This is a genomic window from Streptomyces sp. NPDC002888 (genome assembly GCF_042888465.1).
Taxonomy (GTDB): Bacteria; Actinomycetota; Actinomycetes; order Streptomycetales; family Streptomycetaceae; genus Streptomyces.
On record NZ_JBIAPU010000009.1, the window covers coordinates 204,614 to 225,035 of the forward strand.

Sequence of the window (20,422 nt, forward strand, 5' to 3'; positions counted from 1 at the left end):
TGGAAGGAGGGTTCAGGGGCGGACGTCGAGCAGCTGGACCTGATCGAGGACGCGCTGCGCCTCGACCCTGTCCTTGGCGCGACGGCGGTCCTCCAGGACGGAGGTCCAGGCGTTGCGGCGGGCCGTGCGCTGGCCGCTGCTCAGGAGCAGCGACTCGACGGCACGCAGTGCGGTGGTGAATGACGGGATCGCGGTGGCGCGAACGGGCGCGGCCTGCATGGTGGTGGTCCCCCTCGGTCTGGCCCTGGGACGGGTGTACGTGGTGTGAGTCCAGCGTCACTGATTGGTGTTACCAGGGCATGACCGACCGGTCAAACACCCATGAAGCCTTGATTTGACAGCTCTGAACGCCCGATGCGGCCCTGGCGGACGCCCTCATCTGCGAGGACGGTCGGGACCGCATCGAATCGGACACTACTGGCTAGTAGGGACTTGTGCGCCAATTCACACGCTTGCCACACGTCTCTTTGGGCAGGGCGGGTGACGCTCTGTCGGGCAGGTCACACGGCCTGCGCGGCGGTGAACGAACCGCCCCGCTGCGGAGCGGCGGACTGACGCTGCTCGACCGCCATCCCGTACAGGCGGCCGGCGCGGTACGAGGAGCGGACCAGCGGACCGGACATCACGCCGGAGAAGCCGATCTGCTCGGCCTCCTCCTTCAGCTCCACGAACTCGTGCGGCTTGACCCAGCGCTCCACGGGGTGGTGGCGCACGGAGGGGCGCAGGTACTGCGTGATGGTGACCAGCTCGCAGCCGGCTTCGTGCAGCTGCTTCAGCGCCTCGCTGACCTCCTCGCGGGTCTCGCCCATGCCGAGGATCAGGTTGGACTTGGTGACCAGGCCGAAGTCGCGGGCCTCGGTGATGACCTTCAGGGAGCGCTCGTAGCGGAAGCCGGGGCGGATCCGCTTGAAGATCCGGGGGACCGTCTCGACGTTGTGCGCGAAGACCTCGGGCCGGGAGGAGAAGACCTCCGCCAGCTGCTCGGGGACGGCGTTGAAGTCGGGGGCCAGCAGCTCGACCTTGGTACGGCCGGCCTCACGGTCCGCGGTCTGCTGGTGGATCTGGCGGACCGTCTCGGCGTACAGCCAGGCGCCGCCGTCCTCCAGGTCGTCGCGGGCGACGCCGGTGATGGTGGCGTAGTTGAGATCCATGGTGACCACGGACTCGCCCACGCGGCGCGGCTCGTCGCGGTCGAGCGCCTCGGGCTTGCCGGTGTCGATCTGGCAGAAGTCGCAGCGCCGGGTGCACTGGTCGCCGCCGATGAGGAAGGTCGCCTCGCGGTCCTCCCAGCACTCGTAGATGTTCGGGCAGCCGGCTTCCTGGCAGACCGTGTGCAGCCCCTCGCTCTTCACGAGGCTCTGCATCTTCGTGTACTCGGGACCCATTTTCGCCCGGGTCTTGATCCACTCGGGCTTGCGCTCGATGGGGGTCTGGCTGTTACGGACCTCCAGGCGCAGCATCTTGCGTCCGTCGGGTGCGACTGCGGACACGACCGGCTCCCTAGCGATTGATTCTTCGGCGGCCTTAAGCGTACGCCCGTTGATTCGAAACCCGGTGCGGGTGTCGGCCCCGCTGGCGGCTGCCGCCCCCAGGCCCCCGCTCCGGCCTGAACGGCCTCGTCCTCAAGCGCCGGACGGGCTGAGTGGTGCCGGTGTCTCCTCGATGACCCGCGGCTTCAGGTCGGCGTTCCCGAGTACGTCCGTCAGATGGCGCTCGGCGACCGGCAGTACCTCGTCGATCGTGAGGTCGCGGCCCAGCTCGTATGCCAGCGAGGTGACGCCGGCGTCGCGGATGCCACAGGGGATGATCTTGTCGAAGTTGGATGTGTCCGGGTTCACGTTCAGCGCGAAGCCGTGCATGGTGACGCCCTTGGCGACCCGCACGCCCATGGCGCAGATCTTGCGGTCCTCGCGGCGCTGGCCGGCGTTGGAGGGGGCGTACTCCGGCCCGTTGAGGCGGGGGTCGAACTCCTCGTCCGCCAGCCGGGGGTCGAAGTCGAGGGAGAGTCCGCCCAGGGCGGGGCGCTGTTCCACCGGGTCGCCCAGGACCCAGACGCCCGCCCGTCCCTCGACCCGGCTGGTCTCGACGCCGAACTCCGCGCAGACCCGGATCATCGCCTCCTCCAGGCGGCGCAGATGCGCGACCACGTCCACCGGGCGCGGGAGCTTCTGGATGGGGTAGCCCACCAGCTGGCCCGGGCCGTGCCAGGTGATCTTGCCGCCGCGGTCCACGTCGACGACCGGGGTGCCGTCCAGGGGGCGCTCGTTGTCGGCGGTGCGCCGGCCGGCCGTGTAGACCGGGGGGTGTTCGAGGAGCAGGACGGTGTCGGGGATCTCGTCGGCGAACCGCGCCGCGTGCACCCGGCGCTGTTCGTCCCACGCCTCCCGGTACTCGACGGCGTCCGCTCCGAACCCCATGCGGACGAACCGCACCTCACTCACGGCAAGCGCCTCCCTCGCGACGGGTGTATCAGGCACGTAGCGCGCCCAAGCCACTGTACGTCCGGCCCTCGCACGTCAGCGTCGCGGCCAATCCTCACACGATCGGATGAATGAACGTCGAAGTGTGCGATCGACTGCTTACGCTCAGCTACATTCGCGCCGTTCACGAGGCCATAAGGGCTGCTCACAGGCAATCCGGGCACTTCAGAGCCCGGAAGGCAGGAGACCGCACCGCACCATGACGGAACGACCCGCGCAGCGCACCCCCAACCGCCAGCTCGCCGCGCTCATCGCAGAAGCGGGGTTCTCCAACGCGGGTCTGGCCCGTCGGGTCGATCAGCTCGGTCTCGAACACGGGCTGGACCTGAGATACGACAAGACGTCCGTCACCCGATGGCTGCGCGGACAACAGCCCCGCGGCACCACCCCCGCCCTCATCGCCGAGGTCTTCACCCGCCGCCTCGGCCGCCGCCTCACCGCCCAGGACCTCGGCCTGGACGCCTGCGCCCCCGTCTACGCGGGACTGGAGTTCGCCGCCACCCCCGAGGAGGCCATCGACATCGTCAGCGGGCTGTGGCGCAAGGACTCCGGCAGCCACGCCGAGCTGCGCAAGATCGCGTTCACTCCGGCAGGACTGGTCGTCCCCAGCCGCGACTGGCTGATCGGGCGGGCCGACGAGAGGGTGGCCCGAGGCGAGGCGCCCGCCCGGGTGCCCGCCCAGGGCCGGCCCGCGCCCCGGCTCCCGGCCGTGCCCGAGCAGGGGGCACCCGCCCTGCCCCGGCAGCGCGGCCAGGCCGAGCGCGGCCCCGGCCAGAAGGTCACCGGCGGCGACATCGCGGCGCTGCGCTCGGTCGGCGAGCTGTTCCGCACCCTCGACAACGCCTACGGCGGCGGCCACGCCCGCCAGGCCCTCGTGCGCTATCTGGAGCACGAGTGCGAGCCGATGCTGCGCGGCATCTACGGCGAGCAGACCGGCCGCCGCCTGTTCGGGGCCGCCGCCGACCTCACCCGGCTCGCCGGCTGGACGTCGTTCGACATCGCCGCGCACGGCCTCGCCCAGCGCTACTTCGTCCAGGCCCTGCGGCTCGCCCAGGCCGCGGGGGACCGGGCGTACGGCTCCTACGTCCTGGTCACCATGAGCCGCCAGGCCGTCTACCTCGGGCACGGGCGCGAGGCCGTCCAGCTCGCGCGCGTGGCCCAGCAGGGCGTCGGCACCAACGCCCCGCCCGCCGTCCAGGCGCTGCTGCACGCCGCCGAGGCGCGCGGGCACGGCGTGCTCGGCGAGGTGCGGGCCTGCACCGCCTCACTCGTACGGGCCGAGCGCGCCCTCGAGGCGGCCCGGCCCGGCGACGAGGTGCCGTACTGGGGGCGCTTCTACGACGAGGCACAGCTCGCCGACGAGTTCGGGCACTGCCACCGCGACCTCCAGCAGTTCCGCGCGGCCGCCCAGCACGCCGAACGCTCCCTCCAGCTGCGCGCCCCCGGCTACGCCCGCAGTCGCCTCTTCTGCAGCGTCGTCCTCGCCTCCGCCCGCCTCGGCCTCGGCGAACTCGACCAGGCCTGCCAGCTCGGCGCGGAGGCCGCGGGCCAGGCCGCCGAGATGCGCTCGGTACGCGCGATCGAGTACGTCCGCGACTTCGAACGCAGGCTGGAGCCGTACAAGGACGCGGCACCGGTGCGGGGGTACCGGGACAAGGTGGCCGCCCTGGGGTGAGAAGGCCCTCTCCGCCGCCGTGGCGCGCAGCCACGGTGGCGGAGACCGGCGGTGGACGGACCGGCCGCGGCCGGTTCGCGCTCACGCCGCCCTGGGCACACTCCGCGGGGGCTCGGCCACATGCATCGACCCCGCCGCCCCCAGATCCGCCAGGAGTGCCGCCGCGGCCCGGTGTGCCGAGTGCAGCGCGCCCTGCACGGTGCTGGTGTCCCGGTGGTCGCCGCAGACGTACAGGCCCGCCAGCAGCCGTACCGACCGGCGCAGGTCGTGCGGTGGGCGCATCGCCGGGACGGCCTCGGGGGTGTGGTGCACGGCGAGGGTCTCCCAGCGGGTGGTGGAGGTGCCGTACAGCCGCGACAGGTGCCGTCGGACGGCGGTGTCGACCTCGGCCGGCGGCACGCCCAGGACCGTCGACGACACGAGTGCCCGGCCGGCGGGCGCCCGGCTCGGGTCGACCCGGCTGACCACCGCGGTGTGGGCGACGGGGCCGCTCCGGTCCGCGTCGAGGAGCAGCGACGCGCCCGTCTGCGGCGGCTCGTCCGTCGTGTGGTGGACGACCGTCACGGGGTGGAAGTCCGGCACCCGCAGGCCGGGCAGCAGCGCCGCGGCCGCGCGCGCGTCGGTGGCCACGAGCACGGCACGGCAGCGGAACTCGCCGTGTTCGGCGGTCGTCACCGTGGTCGTGGCGACCGAGGTGACCCGCACGCCGGTGTGCACGGTGCCCGGGGGCAGTGCCCGCGCGAGCAGCTCGGGCAGCATCTCCGCCCCGCCCTCCGGTACGCACAGCCGACCGGACGCGAAGGCGCGCAGGGCGAGGTCGGCGCACCGGCTGGACGTCGTCAGCTCCGGGTCGCACAGCAGGCTTGCGAGCAGCGGGCGCAGGAAGCCGTCGACCGTACGGGCGGGCAGGCCACGGGCGGCCAGCGCCTGGCCCGCGGGGGACTCCGGGCGGGACAGCAGCCGTTCCACGGGCACGGCCGCGATCCGGCTGAGCGCGGCACCGAGCCGGGCCTGGTCGACGGCGGTGCCCCACGGGGTGCCCGGACGGGCCGTCCTGGGCGCGGCGGCCGGGCCGGGCCGCTGCGCGGAGCGGGGCCGCTGCGTCGAGCGGGGGGCGCTTGCGAGGGCGCGCACCGCATGCAGTGCGCCCCTGGCGCCCCGGCCGCTCGCCTGGGCACCCGCGCGGTGCCGGCGTCCGTCGCTGTGCAGGAGGACGCCCGGTGCGAAGGGACGCAGCACGAGCGCGTCGAGCCCCGGGGTCAGACGTAGTTCGGGATACGACGTGGACAACAACTGGCCCACGCGGTCGAGGCGGAAGCCGTCGACCTTCTCGGTCGCCATCCGGCCGCCCACGTAAGGGGCGGCCTCCAGGACGGCGGTTGTTACACCTGCGCTGTTCAGCCGATGCGCCGCCGAGAGTCCGGCCACCCCGGCTCCCACGATGACGACGTCTGCCTGGTACGCGGGCTCAAGCACGTGCCCCTCCTCGAGGTTGCGCGGCAGGTGGGGACGTGATGCCCCCAACAGCCGTCCGGGATACCCGAGTTCGGATCGAGGTTAGGGCCGTGATCGGTCAAGGACAGTCGCGCATCGACAGGGCACGGTCGCACGGCGGTCGCATATGGTCGCAGTGGCTGTCACGCCGCTCGGATCGCGTCCTCGATCCCCGGAAACGCGAAAGTGAACCCGGACCCCAGCAGCCGCGTGGGCAGCACCCGCTGACTGCCCAGCACGTCCCCGGCCATCTCCCCGAGCACGCCCCGCAGGACCGGCGCCGGCACCGCGAACAGCGTCGGCCGGCGCAGCACCCGCCCCATCGCCTCCGTGATCTCACGGTTGGTCAGCGGCTGCGGAGCGGTCAGGTTGAACGGCCCCGACAGGTCGTCCCGGTCCAGGAGATGACGGATCGCCGCGATCTCGTCGTGCAGGGAGACGTACGACCAGTACTGCCGCCCGTCGCCCATCCGTCCGCCGAGCCCCGCCTGGAAGAGCGGGAACAGCTTCCCCCAGGCCCCGCCGCCGCGCGCCACCACCAGACCGGTCCGCGTGAACACCGTACGGACGCCCGCCTCCCGCGCGGGCGCCGCGGCACCCTCCCACTCCACGCACAGCGAGGGCAGGAAACCGTCCCCCGCGGGCGCGCTCTCGTCGACGGTCCGCTCCCCGGTCTCCCCGTAGAAGCCGATCGCGCTGCCGTTCAGGAACACGCGCGGCGGCTCGTCCAGCGAGGCGACCGCACCCGCGAGCGCCGCCGTGCCGAGCACCCTGCTGTCCCGGACCCGCTTCTTGTACGCCTCGGTCCAGCGCCGGTCGCCCACCCCGGCCCCCGCCAGATTGACCACGGCGTCGCACCCGACAAGCCCGGCCGCGTCCACCGACCCGCGTTCGGGATCCCACCGGACCTCGTCCGGGCCCCGGGGCGCACGGCGCACCAGGCGCACCACCTCGTGCCCGTCCGAGGCCAGGGACCGCGCCAGTGCGCTGCCGATGAGACCGGACGCGCCGGCCACCGCGATTCGCCTGAGTTCCATGGTTCACATCCTGCCTTCGCGGGCCGCCCGAAACTCCGTGGGGTTGCTCCGGTGGGGCCCTTAGGGTGACCTCCATGCCTGAGCCGAAGGAACCCCGGATACGCGTCGCGCGCCTCGCGGACGACGACGCGCTGGCCGTACTGGACCGCGCCGTCTGGTCCCCGCTGCACGCGGTCATGCCCGAGCCGCAGCCGCCGTACACGCCCTTCTTCGACGACCACCACACCCCCGAGGACCATCTGGTCGCCGAACTCGACGGCCGGGCCGTCGGCTACGTCCGGCTGGGCTTCCCGACCCCGCTCGCCTCGAACGCGCACGTCCGCCAGATCCAGGGCCTGGCCGTCGCCGAGGAGGCCCGTGGGCGCGGTGTCGGGCGGGCCCTGGTCCGCGCGGCCGTCGAGGAGGCCCGTCGGCGCGGCGCCCGCCGCATCACCCTGCGCGTCCTCGGCCACAACGCCCCCGCCCGCAGTCTCTACGAGGCCGAGGGCTTCGTGGTGGAGGGGGTCCTGCCGCAGGAGTTCCTCATCGCCGGCGAGTACGTCGACGACGTGTTCATGGGCCAACCGCTGGTGTGAGGCGCTCAGGCGCCGCTACGACGTGATCAGCCCGCCCGTGTCCACCGGCGCCGTCGCGTTCGCCGCGCGCTCGGCGTCGGAGGCCACCTCGTCCACCGTCAGGACGTAGCCGGTCTCGCCGTCGGACGTGGAGCGGGCGAAGACGACGCCGTAGACCCGGCCGTCGGTGGTCAGCAGCGGGCCGCCGGAGTTGCCGGGGCGGACGGTGGAGCGGATCGAGTAGATCTCGCGGGTGACCGTCGCGTCGTTGTAGATGTTCTGGCCGGTCGCGTTCACCCGGGCCGCGACCGTGGCGGCCTGGAGGTCCAGGTCACCGTCCTGCGGATAGCCCGCGACCACCGCCTGGTCGCCGCGCTTGGCCTCGTCCTCGAACCGCAGCACGGGGGCACGCAGCTCGGGGACGTACAGCACGGCCACGTCCTTGTCCGGGTCGAAGAGCACGACCCGGGCCTCGTACGACCGCCCGACGCCCCCGACCCGCAGGGTCGGCTTGTCGATGCCGGCCACCACGTGCGCGTTGGTCATCACGTGCTGGGCGGCGTACACGAAGCCGCTGCCCTCGCGGCCCTGGTCGCCCGCGGTGCCCTCGATCTTCACGGTGCTCAGCTTGGCGGCGTTCGTGGCGCTCGCCGTGACACTGTCGCCGGTGGGCTTGGCCACCTCGGCGGTCGACTCGTTCTCGAACGGGTTGAAGACCTGCGGGAAGCCCGCCTGGGTCAACGCGGACGTGGCGTCGGAGAACCACGACGGCGTGGTGTCCGGCATCGAGTCCTGCACGGCCCCGAGCAGCTTCGAGTCCCGGATCGCGGTCGTCACCAGCGGCGACGAGGACGCGCCCAGCACGCTCGCCGCCACCCACGCCACGATCAGCACGGCCACCGCGTTCGCCGCGGCCCCGCCGACCCCGTCGGCCACCCGCAGCGGCCCCCGGTCCAGCTCACGCCGCAGCCGCAGCGCCAGCCGCCCCGCGAGCTCGTGGCCCACGGCGGCCGGGACCAGCACCGTGAGCACCGCCGTCACCGTCGCCGCCGTCGTGCCCGGTGTCACCAGGTCCATCATCCACGGCAGGATCCACACGCCGACCGCCGCGCCGCCCACGAACCCCGCGAGCGAGACACAGCCCGCCACCAGTCCGCGCCGGTAGCCGGAGCCCGCGTACGCCAGGATCACCAGCAACAGCAGGATGTCGAGCAGGTCCACGGAACCGCCTTTCTCTAGGACCCCTTCATACGTGGGGGAGGGGCCCAGTGATCAGCCACGCGCGCGTGACGGCCAAAACCCGCCACGCGTGCGTGCATCCCGAAAAACGTCGCGGACCAGGACGATGGTTCCACCGGGTGGCACAGCACACATCGCGGACGGAGCGGATCGGACCGACAGTGGGAGCATGCGTGACCTGAGAAGATCGCGCGGGGCACGGAGACGGCGTCCGGTACGGATACCGGGCGCGGCCCTCGTGCTCCTGGGCTGTCTGCCCGGAGCCGCCGCCGTCGCCGCGCTGGTGCTGTGCGCGGGCGGCGTCGACCGCGCCGTGACGGCCGCCGTGGCCGCCCGGCCGCACGCGGCCCGCCCCGCCGCCCGCCATCCGGCCGTGAAGCCGCGTGTGGTGCCTCGTACGGCCTGGCTGGGCGACGCCGCCCGCCCGCAGCCGCCGCCGCGCTACGACGACGAGGTCGTCGCCGTCTTCGTCCACCACACCGACTCGCCCAACGGCTACGACTGCGCCGACGTCCCGCGCATCATCCGCGGCTTCTACACCGGCCAGACGGGCGCCCGCGACTGGGACGACATCGGCTACAACTTCCTCGTCGACCGCTGCGGCACGATCTACGAGGGCCGCGCGGGCGGCGTCGACCGCGCCGTCACCGGCGCCCACACCCAGGGCTTCAACCACCGCACCGTCGGAATCGCCGCGATCGGCACCTTCACGGCCGGAGTGCCCGTGCCGCGGGAGATGACCGACGCGATCGCCGCGGTGGCCGCCTGGAAACTGGGCCTCGCCGACATCGACCCCCGCACGAGCGTCCGCCTGACCTCCAGCAACAGCGGCAGCCGCTACGCCGCAGGACGCGCCGTCACCCTCCCCGTCCTGGCCGGCCACAAGGACGGCTACATGACGAGCTGCCCGGGCGCCGCCCTGAGCGCCCGCCTCCCGGAGATCAGGGAGAAGGCGGCCCGGTTGCAGGGCAGGACGTCCACAGGAACGCCATAGGCGGCACGCAGGCTCCTGAGATCCCCGCGCCCTACGGTCATGGACAACACAAGCCGACCGGAGGCGGGGACCATGAGCAACAGCCGTACGCACACCACGGACGCCACGCACAGGACGGACGGCCGGCCCAGGACCGCGCGCGGTCCCTGGGCCGTGGTCTGCGCGGTCGCGACGGTCGTCCTGGGCCCGGCCGCGGTCACCGCGTCCGCCCTCGACCAGGCCAACGCCGCGCCGATGCACCACGCGGTCAAGGCGGACCGGACGCAGGCGTACATCCCCGCGGACACGGTCCGCCGACGCGCCGCGGCGTGAGCCCGGACGGGCCCGCCGACTCACTCCCGGAAGCGGTCCCACAGCTTGGGGTACCGCTCGGCGAGCACCCGCTCGTTCTCGAAGTCGGCCGGTGTGCCCTCGGGCTCCGAGGCCGCGGGCGCAATGCCCAGATCGGGCGCCACGGTGCCGGTGAGCTGCTCGTACGTCTCGTCCGCCGCGTAGCCCAGCTCCTCGCCGTCGCCGTCGACCTCCTCGTCGAAGTCGTCCAGCAGATCGGCGAGCGAGTCCGGGTCGTGCACGGCACCCTCGTACACCTCGCGGCCCTGGCCGATCAGCCAGCAGCGGAAGAAGTCGAAGGCGTCGTCGCTCGCCCCGTCGAGCAACAGCCAGGCGGCACCCCACAGGTCCCAGGTGTACGCCCGGTTGTAGCGGGCCTCGAAGTGACGGGCGAAGTCGAGGACCACATCGGGGTCCAGCCGGAGCAGCCGCTCCACGAGCAGGTCGGCCTGCTCCTCCGGGTCGCCCTCGGCGGCCTCGCGGGTCGCGTCCACCAGCTCCCAGAACTCCGTCTCGTCCATCACGGGTCCAGCATCGGACCTCCAGGGGTGGGGCGCACCCCGGCGTACACGGGAATGTCACGCGCCATACAGCCGCGCGAGCCGCAGCGCGTCCTCGGCGAAGCGCAGGCGCAGCGTCGCCGGGGAGAGCACCTCGGCCTCCGGTCCGAGCGCCGTGAGCTGCGTGTGGGCGACCTCCTCCGACTCCACCCGCAGGGTCACCGTCACCCGCCCCTCCGCGTCGGCCTCCCGCGCCGCCGTGAGGGCGTCCCGCGCGGCCACCGGGTCGACGGCGTACAGCAGCCGGCGCACCCCGGTCGCCGACAGCCGTACGACGACCTCGGCCCGCAGGATCGACCGCGCGAACCGCTCGGCCTGTTCGCCCCAGAACCCCGGCAGATCGAAGGCCTCGTCCCGCTCGAACCGCCCGTCCAGGCCCTCCGGGGCCTCGACGGCGACGAACCGGTCGATGCGGTACGTCCGGAAGGCCCCCGCGTCGACGGCCCGCGCACACAGGTACCAGACCCCTGCCTTGAGCACGAGGCCGTACGGCTCCAGCTCCCGCGTGACCTCGCCCTCGCCGCGCCGGTAGCGGGCGCGGACCCGCCGGTCGTCCCAGACCGCGTCCGCGACCACGGGCAGCAGCGCGGGCGTCTGCGGCTCCTGGAACCAGGCCGGCGCGTCCAGATGGAACCGCTGCGCCGCCGTGCGCGGGGCGTCCCGCAGGGAGGGCAGCAGCGCGGCGGACACCTTCAGCCGGGCCGCCGAGGCCGCGTCCTCCAGCCCCATCTCCCGCAGAGCCCCCGGCACCCCCGACAGAAACAGCGCCTCGGCCTCCCCGCGCGCCAGCCCGGTCAGCCGCGTGCGGTACCCCCCGACCAGCCGATATCCCCCGGCCCTCCCCCGATCGGCGTACACCGGCACCCCGGCCTCCGACAACGCCTGCGCGTCCCGCGTGACGGTCCGCTCCGACACCTCCAGCTCCCGGGCGAGTTCGGCGGCGGTCATGGTGGGCCGGGACTGCAGAAGCAACACCATTTTGATGAGACGGGCAGCACGCATACGGCCATGATGCGGGGGGCCACCGACAACGAAGGGGTACGGCGGCCGCCGTACCCCCTCATCGCACCTCTCAGCCCTTACAGGCCGTACTTCTCGCGCGCTTCCTTGACGGCCGTCGCCTTCACCTCGCCGCGCCGGGCCAGTTGGGCCAGCGCCGCCACGACGATGGACTCCGCGTCGACGCCGAAGTGGCGGCGGGCGGCCTCGCGGGTGTCGGAGAGGCCGAAGCCGTCGGCACCGAGCGAGGAGTAGTCCTGCTCGACCCACTGCGCGATCTGGTCGGGGACCTGGCGCATGTAGTCGGAGACCGCGAGGACCGGGCCCTCGGCACCCTGCAGGGCCTGACGGACGTACGGGAGGCGCTCCTCGCCGCGCAGGAGGGCCGCGTCGGCCTCCAGGGCGTCCCGGCGCAGCTCCGTCCACGAGGTCGCCGACCAGACGTCCGCCGCCACGCCCCACTCCTCGGCGAGCAGCTTCTGCGCCTGGAGCGTCCAGTGGATCGCCGTGCCGGAGCCGAGGAGCTGGATGCGCGGGGAGTTGGCCGTCGGCGACAGACCCGCCGACTCCGCCGTGTTGAAGCGGTACAGGCCCTTGACGATGCCCTCGTCGACGCCGGGGACGGCGGGCTTGGCGGGCTGCGGCAGCGGCTCGTTGTAGACGGTGAGGTAGTAGAAGACGTTCTGGTCCTCATCCGGCGCCGCCTCGCCGTACATGCGGCGCAGGCCGTCCTTCACGATCGTCGCGACCTCGTACGCGAACGCCGGGTCGTACGTCAGCGCGGCCGGGTTGGTCGCGGCGATCACGGGGGAGTGGCCGTCGGCGTGCTGGAGGCCCTCACCGGTCAGCGTGGTCCGGCCCGCCGTCGCGCCGACGAGGAAGCCGCGGCCGAGCTGGTCGCCGAGCTGCCACATCTGGTCGGCCGTGCGCTGCCAGCCGAACATCGAGTAGAAGATGTAGAACGGGATCATCGCTTCGCCGTGCGTGGCGTACGCGGTGGACGCGGCGATGAAGTCGGCCATCGAACCGGCCTCGGTGATCCCCTCGTTGAGGATCTGGCCGTTCTTGGCCTCCTTGTAGTACATCAGCTGGTCGCGGTCGACCGGCTCGTACGTCTGCCCCTTCGGCGAGTAGATGCCGAGGGAGGGGAAGAGGCTCTCCATGCCGAAGGTGCGCGCCTCGTCGGGGACGATCGGCACCCAGCGCTTGCCCGTCTCCTTGTCGCGGACCAGGTCCTTGATCAGACGGACGAAGGCCATCGTGGTCGCCACGTTCTGCGAGCCCGAGCCCTTGTCGAAGGAGGTGAACGCCTTCTCGCTCGCCGGGGCCGGCAGCGGGGCCAGGGGGTGCGTGCGGCGGGCCGGGGCCGGGCCGCCGAGAGCGGCGCGGCGCTCCTGGAGGTAGCGGACCTCGGGGGAGTCGGCACCGGGGTGGCCGTAGGGGACGACTCCGTCGACGAACTGCGCGTCGGAGATCGGCAGCTCCAGCAGGTCACGCATGTTCTTGAACTCGTCCACCGTCAGCTTCTTCATCTGGTGGTTGGCGTTCTTCGACGCGAAGCCCTCACCGAGGGTGAAGCCCTTGACGGTCTGGGCCAGGATCACGGTCGGCGCGCCCTTGTGCTCCAGGGCCGCCTTGTAGGCCGCGTACACCTTGCGCGCCTCGTGGCCACCGCGGGAGAGGTGGAAACACTCGAGGATCTTGTCGTCGCTCAGCAGCTTCGCCATCTCGACGAGCGCCGGGTCCTTGCCGAAGAAGTCCGCGCGGATGTAGGCGGCGTCGCGGGTCTGGTACGTCTGCACCTGGGCGTCCGGCACCTCGCGCAGGCGGCGTACGAGCGCGCCCGTGGTGTCGAGCTGGAACAGCTCGTCCCAGGCGGAGCCCCAGAGGGACTTGACGACGTTCCAGCCGGCGCCGCGGAACTGGGCCTCCAGCTCCTGCACGATCTTGAAGTTGGCGCGGACCGGACCGTCGAGGCGCTGCAGGTTGCAGTTGATGACGAAGGTCAGGTTGTCCAGGCCCTCGCGGGAGGCGAGTGCGAGTGCCGCGGTGGACTCCGGCTCGTCCATCTCGCCGTCACCGAGGAAGGCCCAGACGTGGGAGGCGGAGACGTCCTTGATGCCGCGGTTGGTCAGATAGCGGTTGAAGCGCGCCTGGTAGATCGCGGAGAGCGGGCCGAGGCCCATCGACACCGTCGGGAACTCCCACAGCCAGGGCAGGCGCCGCGGGTGCGGGTAGGAGGGCAGGCCGTTGCCGCCGGCCTCCTGACGGAAGTTGTCGAGGTGGGTCTCGTTCAGGCGGCCGTCGAGGAAGGCGCGGGCGTAGATGCCGGGGGAGGCGTGGCCCTGGATGTAGAGCTGGTCGCCCGAGCCGTCGGCCTCCTTGCCCTTGAAGAAGTGGTTGAAGCCGGTCTCGTACAGCCAGGCCGCGGAGGCGAAGGTGGCGATGTGGCCGCCGACGCCGTGTTTGCTGCCCCGGGTCACCATCGCGGCCGCGTTCCAGCGGTTCCAGGCGGTGATCCGGGACTCCATCGCCTCGTCGCCGTCGACGGCGGGCTCGGCGGAGGTGGGGATGGTGTTGACGTAGTCCGTCTCGAGGAGCTTCGGCAGCGCGATGCCGGCGCCCTCGGCGCGCTCCAGCGTGCGGCGCATCAGGTATGCGGCACGGTGCGGCCCGGCCGCCTTGGCGACGGCATCCAGGGAGGCCTGCCATTCGGCGGTCTCCTCCGGGTCCCGGTCGGGGAGCTGGTCGAGCGCGCTCGGCTGGATGGCCTTGGGGTCGGTCATGTCGCCGCCTTCCTCAGTCGAAGGGGGTTCCCTCTTCAGGATTCGGGGGTGCCCTTTGTCTTTGGCAGGACAGGGCGGAGGGCTCGGGTGCGGTGTCGATGTGCGACTCCGTTGCCGGCCCGTCGGCGACTGTAACCCCCTGATCGATGATCGATCAAAGGGTTGAGGGGCAAAACCTCTTGATCACGAGAAAATCGGCACGCGGTGCCTTGCATGCAGGCACCGCGTGCCGCATTTTCGAACGGTTTGCGCAGGTGGGGACACGTCTGAGCGAAGGGGCGCTCAAGGCCCCGGCGGGCTCAGGCACGCGGGGCGCAGCCGAGTACGTGCGCCTTCACGATGTCGGCGATACGCGGATCCCGGCGCCGGAACGCCTCCACGAGCTCCTCGTGCTCCTCGGCGTACGACTGCTGCACGGTCCCCAGCCAGCGGATGGACAGCGCGGTGAACACCTCGATGCCCAGGCCTTCCCAGGTGTGCAGCAGCACGGAGTTGCCGGCCGCCCGCACCAGCTCCCGGTGGAAGCCCACCGTGTGCCGCACCTGGCCCGTACCGTCCGACTCCCGGTCGGCCTCGTAGAGCGCCAGGACGTGCGGCTCCAGGGCCGAGCAGTCCGCCGCGAGCCGCTCCGCGGCCAGTTCCGCCGCGATCGCCTCCAGACCGGCCCTGACGGGGTAGCTCTCCTCCAGGTCGGCGGCGCTCAGGTTGCGGACCCGGACGCCCTTGTTGGGGGCGGACTCGATGAGCCGCAGGGACTCCAGCTCGCGCAGCGCCTCCCGCACCGGGGTCTGGCTGACCTCCAGCTCCGTGGCGATGCGTCGCTCCACGATCCGCTCGCCCGGCTTCCAGCGCCCGCTGACGATCCCTTCCACGATGTGCTCGCGGATCTGTTCGCGCAGCGAGTGGACGACGGGCGCGGTCATGAGGGCTCCTTAGGGAGGGGCCGCCCATCGGCCCCGGGGGCGTTTGACGTTTAGACAATACGGCCGGTTCGCTCCGCGGGTGAGGCCGTCGAGGGTGCTTTGGTGCAGGTGAGACGAGACTTACACGGCGTGCGGCGTGGCAAGGACGCCCAGTGGCTCGGTCCGGATTGTCGTCGGGCGGCTGCGGGTGGTTCGTGGTTCTCGCGCAGTTCCCCGCGCCCCTAAAGGTCGGTGCCCTTGCCCGGGGATTCCAGGCAAGGGCACCAATGTGTTGCAGCTGATCGGCGATTACAGGCCGAGCTCGACCTCGAACTCGCCCGCCTCCAGGATCGCCTTGACCGCCGTCAGGTAACGGGCCGCGTCGGCGCCGTCGACCAGGCGGTGGTCGTAGGAGAGGGTCAGGTAGGTCATGTCGCGGACGCCGATGACCGTACCCTCCTCGGTCTCGATGACGGCCGGACGCTTGACCGTGGCACCGATGCCGAGGATCGCGACCTGGCCCGGCGGCACGATGATCGTGTCGAACAGCGCGCCGCGCGAACCGGTGTTGGAGATGGTGAAGGTCGCACCGGACAGCTCGTCCGGGGTGATCTTGTTGGCGCGGACCTTGCCCGCCAGCTCGGCCGTGGCCTTGGCGATGCCGGCGATGTTGAGGTCACCGGCGTGCTTGATGACCGGGGTCATCAGGCCCTTCTCGGAGTCCACCGCGATACCGACGCTCTCGGTGTCGAAGTAGGTGATCGTGCCCTCGGCCTCGTTGATCTTGGCGTTGATGACCGGGTGGGCCTTCAGCGCCTGGGCCGCCGCCTTGACGTAGAACGGCATCGGGGAGAGCTTGACGCCCTCGCGGGCCGCGAAGGAGTCCTTCGCCTTGGCACGCAGCTTCATCAGGCGGGTGACGTCGACCTCGACGACCGAGGACAGCTGGGCCTGCTCGTGCAGGGCCTTGACCATGTTGTCGCCGATGACCTTGCGGATGCGCGGCATCTTGACGGTCTGGCCGCGCAGGGGGGAGACCTCCAGCGCCGGGGCCTTCTTGGCGGCGGCCGGAGCTGCGGCGGGCGCCGGAGCGGCGGCCTTCGCGGCCTCGGCGGCGGCGATGACGTCCTGCTTGCGGATACGGCCGCCGACGCCGGTGCCCTTGACGGTGGCCAGGTCGACGCCGTTCTCGGCGGCGAGCTTGCGCACCAGCGGGGTCACGTAGGCGCCGTCGTCACCGGTCGGAGCGGCCGGGGCCGGGGTGACCGGGGCGGGCGCCGGAGCCGGAGCGGACGGGACCGGATCGGGAGCCGGGGTGGTCTGCTGCTGCGGGGCCGGCGTCGTGGGCGCCTGCGGGGCCGGAGCCGGAGCGGCCGGAGCCGGAGCCGGAGCCGCGGGGGCGGCCGGGGCCGGCGCCGGTGCGGCGGGGGCCTCGGCGGCGGGCGCCGGAGCCGGGGCGGCGGGGGCCGGGGCAGCGGCCGGAGCCGCACCCGGGGCGCCGATGACGGCGAGCTTGGCGCCGACCTCGGCGGTCTCGTCCTCGGCGACGGTGATCTCGAGCAGCACACCGGAGGTGGGCGCCGGGATCTCGGTGTCGACCTTGTCGGTGGAGACCTCGAGCAGCGGCTCGTCGGCCTCGACGGAGTCGCCGACCGACTTCAGCCAGCGGGTGACGGTGCCCTCGGTGACGGACTCGCCGAGCGCGGGCAGGACGACGTCCGTGCCCTCGGCGCCGGACGCACCGGCTGCGGCATCCGCGGTGGGAGCCGGGGCCGGGGCCGCCTGCTCGGTGGAGGGGGTGGCCGCGGCCGGGACGGGCTCGGGAGCCGCAGCGGGCTCGGCGGCCGGGGCCGGAGCGGCCACGGGGGCGCCGGTGCCGTCGTCGATGACGGCCAGCTCGGCGCCGACCTCGACCGTCTCGTCCTCGGCGACCTTGATGGAGGCCAGGATGCCGGCGGCGGGGGAGGGGATCTCGGTGTCGACCTTGTCGGTGGAGACCTCGAGCAGCGGCTCGTCGGCCTCGACGCGCTCACCCTCGGCCTTCAGCCAGCGGGTGACAGTGCCCTCGGTGACGCTCTCGCCGAGCGCCGGAAGGGATACGGAAACCGCCATGGTTTCGGTTGCTCCTTACGAATTGCGGAAGTCTGTGTCGTCGCTTCGTCGACCGAGGGGTCAGTCGTGCGAGTGCAGCGGCTTGCCCGCCAGGGCCAGGTGGGCCTCGCCGAGCGCCTCGTTCTGCGTCGGGTGGGCGTGGACGAGCTGGGCGACCTCGGCCGGCAGCGCCTCCCAGTTGTAGATCAGCTGGGCCTCGCCGACCTGCTCGCCCATGCGGTCGCCGACCATGTGGACGCCGACCACTGCACCGTCCTTGACCTGGACGAGCTTGATCTCGCCCGAGGTGTTCAGGATCTTGCTCTTGCCGTTGCCCGCCAGGTTGTACTTCAGAGCGACGACCTTGTCCGCACCGTAGATCTCCTTGGCCTTGGCCTCGGTGATGCCCACGGAGGCGACCTCGGGGTGGCAGTACGTCACCCGCGGGACACCGTCGTAGTCGATCGGGACGGTCTTCAGACCGGCCAGACGCTCCGCCACCAGGATGCCCTCGGCGAAGCCGACGTGCGCGAGCTGGAGCGTCGGGACCAGGTCACCGACGGCGGAGATGGTCGGGACGTTGGTGCGCATGTACTCGTCGACCAGGACGTAGCCGCGGTCCATGGCGACGCCCTGCTCCTCGTAGCCGAGACCGGCGGAGACGGGCCCGCGGCCGACCGCGACGAGCAGGACCTCGGCCTCGAACTCCTTGCCGTCGGCGAGGGTGACCTTGACGCCGTCCGCGGTGTACTCGGCCTTCGAGAAGAAGGTGCCGAGGTTGAACTTGATGCCGCGCTTGCGGAACGCGCGCTCAAGAAGCTTGGAGGAGTTCTCGTCCTCGACCGGGACGAGGTGCTTCAGGCCCTCGATGACCGTGACGTCGGAGCCGAAGGACTTCCACGCGGAGGCGAACTCGACGCCGATGACACCGCCGCCGAGGATGATCGCGGACTTCGGCACGCGGTCCAGGACGAGGGCGTGGTCCGAGGAGATGATCCGGTCGCCGTCGATCTCGAGGCCCGGCAGCGACTTCGGCACGGAGCCGGTCGCCAGCAGGACGTGGCGGCCCTGGACACGCTGGCCGTTCACGTCGACGGTGGTGGGGGAGGACAGCTTGCCCTCACCCTCGATGTAGGTCACCTTGCGGGAGGCGACGAGACCCTGCAGGCCCTTGTACAGGCCGGAGATCACGCCGTCCTTGTATTTGTGGACCCCAGCGATGTCGATGCCCTCGAAGGTGGCCTTGACGCCGAACTGCTCGCTCTCGCGGGCCTGGTCGGCGATCTCGCCCGCGTGCAGCAGGGCCTTGGTGGGGATGCAACCCCGGTGCAGGCAGGTGCCGCCGACCTTGTCCTTCTCGATCAGGGCGACGTCCAGGCCCAGCTGCGCCCCGCGCAGGGCCGCGGCGTAACCGCCACTACCACCGCCGAGGATCACTAGGTCGAAAACGGTGCTGGCGTCGTTCGCCACGTCACGTCCTCCATGCATGTGCGCCACGCCGGTCTCCAGTGACCGGTCGGCGGCTGGTGTCCGGCCGCTCGTTCTTCGGCCCTTCGGTGGGGCCCTGTCCTGCCGAGCCCCATCTTCGCACCTGCGGGAGGCGAACGAGACGCGGGGCTACTGTGTGAGACACCCCACGTGTGCCCACCCAGGGGCGCGGGACTGTGTCGATCTGCGGCTCCGCCGCGCGGGGCGCGACCAGTCACGTGATCAGGCACACAGTCCCGCACTCGGGAAACTAACCCAGGTCACCCGCGGAGGTCAGCTCAGCGAGCCGCACCAGCGTCCGCACCGCGGACCCCGTACCGCCCTTCGGCGTGTACCCGAAGGGGCCGCCCTCGTTGAACGCGGGCCCGGCGATGTCCAGGTGCGCCCAGGTGATCCCCTCACCGACGAACTCCCGCAGGAAGAGCCCGGCGACCAGCCCGCCGCCCATCCGCTCACCCATGTTCGCGATGTCGGCCGTGGGGGAGTCCATCCCCTTGCGCAGGTGCTCCGGCAGCGGCATCGGCCACGCCGGCTCCCCCACCTCCTCCGCCGCCTCGTGCACCGCGGAGCGGAACGCGTCGTCGTTCGCCATGATCCCGAACGTACGGCTGCCCAGCGCGAACACCATCGCCCCGGTCAGGGTCGCGACGTCCACGATCGCGTCCGGCTTCTCCTGGGACGCGGCCCACAGCGCGTCCGCCAGTACGAGCCGGCCCTCCGCGTCGGTGTTGAGCACCTCCACCGTCTTGCCGCTGAACATGCGCAGCACGTCGCCCGGGCGCACCGCGGAGCCCGACGGCATGTTCTCGGCCAGCGCCAGCCAGCCGGTGATGTTGACCTCCAGGCCCAGACGGGCGGCGGCGACGATCGCGGCGAACACGGCGGCAGCGCCGCTCATGTCGCACTTCATCGTCTCGTTGTGCCCGGCCGGCTTGAGCGAGATGCCGCCCGAGTCGTAGGTGATGCCCTTGCCGACATAGGCGAGGTGCTTCTTCGCCTTGGAGTGCGTGTACGACAGCTTCACCAGGCGGGGAGTGGCCGCCGAGCCGCCGCCGACGCCGAGGATGCCGCCGTAGCCGCCCTTGAGAAGCGCCTTCTCGTCGAGCACCTGCACCTTGATGCCGTGCTCCTTGGCCGCGGCCTGGGCGATCGCGGCGAACGCCTCCGGGGTGAGGTCGTTCGGCGGGGTGTTGATCAGGTCGCGGGCGCGGTTGAGCTCCTCGGCGACGGTGGCCGCGTGCTCGATCGCGGCCTTGTGCTCCTTGTCGCGGGACCGGCCGCCGAGCAGGGCCGCCTCGGCGAGCGGCGCCTTGCCGTTCTTCGCCTTGGGGTCCTTGCCGTTGTCCTTGTAGGCGTCGAAGGAGTACGCGCCGAGCCGCACGCCCTCGGCGACCGCGGCGACGGCCGCGGCGTCGGCCAGCGGCAGGGCGAAGGCGGCCTTCTTGGACCCGGCGAGGTTGCGCGCGGCCACGCCGGCCGCCCTGCGCAGCGCCTCGGTGTCGTACGAGGCGTCCTTGTCGGGTTCCCCGCCCAGCCCCACCGCCACCACGAGCGGCGTCTTGAAACCGGCCGGGGCCGGCAGCTTCGTCACCTCGCCCTCGGCCCCGGAGGCGCCGAGGGTTTCCAGCACGACGGCGAGACGGCCGTCGTACCCCTTGTCCACGGCCTCGGCGCCGGGTGCGACGACGGGGCCCTTGGTGCCCTTGGCGACACCGACGACGATCGCGTCGGCGCGCAGGCCGGGCGCCGCGGCGGTGCTGAGAGTGAGAGCAGTCACGGTGGTGAATTCTCGC

General features: G+C 72.2%; 17 protein-coding genes. 4 read left to right on the forward strand and 13 right to left on the reverse strand.

Features of this window, described 5'->3' with window-relative positions; translation table 11 throughout:
• Positions 1–12 precede the first annotated feature (12 nt).
• From ACFYWX_RS17275 to lipB, 3 genes are all read right to left on the reverse strand, one after another.
• On the reverse strand, positions 13–219 hold the full coding sequence (locus ACFYWX_RS17275; RefSeq protein ID WP_389424865.1) for a hypothetical protein: 207 nt from the start codon (positions 217–219) through the stop codon (positions 13–15).
• 281 nt (positions 220–500) lie between these two features.
• Positions 501–1,490 carry a lipoyl synthase gene (gene lipA / locus ACFYWX_RS17280; RefSeq protein WP_389424866.1) on the reverse strand — a complete coding sequence of 330 codons (990 nt, stop codon included), beginning with the start codon at positions 1,488–1,490 and terminating at the stop codon, positions 501–503.
• 132 nt (positions 1,491–1,622) lie between these two features.
• Positions 1,623–2,441: a lipoyl(octanoyl) transferase LipB gene (gene lipB / locus ACFYWX_RS17285; protein ID WP_389424867.1), complete on the reverse strand. Its 819-nt coding sequence runs from the start codon at positions 2,439–2,441 to the stop codon at positions 1,623–1,625.
• A gap of 238 nt (positions 2,442–2,679) precedes the next feature.
• Here lipB and ACFYWX_RS17290 point away from each other — a divergent pair, with 238 nt between their 5' ends.
• Positions 2,680–4,155 (forward strand): regulator, encoded by a 1,476-nt coding sequence (locus ACFYWX_RS17290; RefSeq protein ID WP_389424868.1) that lies wholly within the window; start codon positions 2,680–2,682, stop codon positions 4,153–4,155.
• Positions 4,156–4,236: 81 nt separating this feature from the next.
• Here the strand turns inward: ACFYWX_RS17290 and ACFYWX_RS17295 are convergent, their stop codons facing one another.
• Positions 4,237–5,631, reverse strand: a complete 1,395-nt coding sequence (locus ACFYWX_RS17295; RefSeq protein WP_389424869.1) for an NAD(P)/FAD-dependent oxidoreductase — start codon at positions 5,629–5,631, stop codon at positions 4,237–4,239.
• A gap of 161 nt (positions 5,632–5,792) precedes the next feature.
• Positions 5,793–6,686, reverse strand: coding sequence for a TIGR01777 family oxidoreductase (locus ACFYWX_RS17300; protein ID WP_389424870.1), 894 nt, complete (start codon positions 6,684–6,686; stop codon positions 5,793–5,795).
• Between the two features lie 74 nt (positions 6,687–6,760).
• Between ACFYWX_RS17300 and ACFYWX_RS17305 the strand changes: the two genes are divergently transcribed.
• Positions 6,761–7,261: a GNAT family N-acetyltransferase gene (locus ACFYWX_RS17305; protein ID WP_389424871.1), complete on the forward strand. Its 501-nt coding sequence runs from the start codon at positions 6,761–6,763 to the stop codon at positions 7,259–7,261.
• A 15-nt stretch (positions 7,262–7,276) separates the two neighbouring features.
• Here ACFYWX_RS17305 and ACFYWX_RS17310 read toward each other — a convergent pair whose 3' ends face one another.
• Positions 7,277–8,461: a MarP family serine protease gene (locus tag ACFYWX_RS17310; RefSeq protein ID WP_389424872.1), complete on the reverse strand. Its 1,185-nt coding sequence runs from the start codon at positions 8,459–8,461 to the stop codon at positions 7,277–7,279.
• Positions 8,462–8,717: 256 nt separating this feature from the next.
• On the opposite strand from ACFYWX_RS17310, the gene ACFYWX_RS17315 reads away from it, so the two are divergent.
• Both ACFYWX_RS17315 and ACFYWX_RS17320 read left to right on the forward strand, forming a co-directional pair.
• Positions 8,718–9,473, forward strand: a complete 756-nt coding sequence (locus ACFYWX_RS17315) for a peptidoglycan recognition protein (RefSeq protein WP_389424953.1) — start codon at positions 8,718–8,720, stop codon at positions 9,471–9,473.
• A 72-nt stretch (positions 9,474–9,545) separates the two neighbouring features.
• Complete coding sequence (locus ACFYWX_RS17320; RefSeq protein WP_389424873.1) at positions 9,546–9,785, forward strand: hypothetical protein; 240 nt, start codon at positions 9,546–9,548, stop codon at positions 9,783–9,785.
• Positions 9,786–9,805: 20 nt separating this feature from the next.
• Here the strand turns inward: ACFYWX_RS17320 and ACFYWX_RS17325 are convergent, their stop codons facing one another.
• The 7 genes from ACFYWX_RS17325 to ACFYWX_RS17355 form a co-directional block, all read right to left on the reverse strand.
• Positions 9,806–10,324, reverse strand: a complete 519-nt coding sequence (locus tag ACFYWX_RS17325) for a DUF4240 domain-containing protein (RefSeq protein WP_389424954.1) — start codon at positions 10,322–10,324, stop codon at positions 9,806–9,808.
• A 57-nt stretch (positions 10,325–10,381) separates the two neighbouring features.
• Positions 10,382–11,365, reverse strand: coding sequence for a helix-turn-helix transcriptional regulator (locus ACFYWX_RS17330; RefSeq protein ID WP_389424874.1), 984 nt, complete (start codon positions 11,363–11,365; stop codon positions 10,382–10,384).
• Between the two features lie 77 nt (positions 11,366–11,442).
• A complete protein-coding gene (gene aceE / locus ACFYWX_RS17335) occupies positions 11,443–14,148 on the reverse strand; it encodes a pyruvate dehydrogenase (acetyl-transferring), homodimeric type (RefSeq protein WP_389424875.1) in 2,706 nt (901 codons plus the stop codon).
• Positions 14,149–14,447: 299 nt separating this feature from the next.
• Positions 14,448–15,071 (reverse strand): GntR family transcriptional regulator, encoded by a 624-nt coding sequence (locus tag ACFYWX_RS17340; RefSeq protein WP_389424876.1) that lies wholly within the window; start codon positions 15,069–15,071, stop codon positions 14,448–14,450.
• 288 nt (positions 15,072–15,359) lie between these two features.
• Positions 15,360–17,162, reverse strand: coding sequence for a 2-oxoglutarate dehydrogenase, E2 component, dihydrolipoamide succinyltransferase (gene sucB / locus ACFYWX_RS17345; RefSeq protein WP_389424877.1), 1,803 nt, complete (start codon positions 17,160–17,162; stop codon positions 15,360–15,362).
• Between the two features lie 60 nt (positions 17,163–17,222).
• Complete coding sequence (lpdA, locus tag ACFYWX_RS17350; protein ID WP_389424878.1) at positions 17,223–18,611, reverse strand: dihydrolipoyl dehydrogenase; 1,389 nt, start codon at positions 18,609–18,611, stop codon at positions 17,223–17,225.
• 268 nt (positions 18,612–18,879) lie between these two features.
• A complete protein-coding gene (locus ACFYWX_RS17355; RefSeq protein ID WP_389424879.1) occupies positions 18,880–20,406 on the reverse strand; it encodes a leucyl aminopeptidase in 1,527 nt (508 codons plus the stop codon).
• Between the last annotated feature and the right edge of the window lie 16 nt (positions 20,407–20,422).

Excerpts from the sequence above, each read along its gene's own strand:
- ACFYWX_RS17290 (WP_389424868.1), top strand. The coding sequence starts at position 2,680 with ATGACGGAACGACCCGCGCAGCGCACCCCCAACCGCCAGCTCGCCGCG.
- ACFYWX_RS17275 (WP_389424865.1), bottom strand. The coding sequence starts at position 219 with ATGCAGGCCGCGCCCGTTCGCGCCACCGCGATCCCGTCATTCACCACC.
- ACFYWX_RS17325 (WP_389424954.1), bottom strand. The coding sequence starts at position 10,324 with ATGGACGAGACGGAGTTCTGGGAGCTGGTGGACGCGACCCGCGAGGCC.
- ACFYWX_RS17320 (WP_389424873.1), top strand. The coding sequence starts at position 9,546 with ATGAGCAACAGCCGTACGCACACCACGGACGCCACGCACAGGACGGAC.
- ACFYWX_RS17340 (WP_389424876.1), bottom strand. The coding sequence starts at position 15,071 with ATGACCGCGCCCGTCGTCCACTCGCTGCGCGAACAGATCCGCGAGCAC.
- sucB (WP_389424877.1), bottom strand. The coding sequence starts at position 17,162 with ATGGCGGTTTCCGTATCCCTTCCGGCGCTCGGCGAGAGCGTCACCGAG.
- aceE (WP_389424875.1), bottom strand. The coding sequence starts at position 14,148 with ATGACCGACCCCAAGGCCATCCAGCCGAGCGCGCTCGACCAGCTCCCC.
- ACFYWX_RS17305 (WP_389424871.1), top strand. The coding sequence starts at position 6,761 with ATGCCTGAGCCGAAGGAACCCCGGATACGCGTCGCGCGCCTCGCGGAC.
- ACFYWX_RS17300 (WP_389424870.1), bottom strand. The coding sequence starts at position 6,686 with ATGGAACTCAGGCGAATCGCGGTGGCCGGCGCGTCCGGTCTCATCGGC.
- ACFYWX_RS17330 (WP_389424874.1), bottom strand. The coding sequence starts at position 11,365 with ATGCGTGCTGCCCGTCTCATCAAAATGGTGTTGCTTCTGCAGTCCCGG.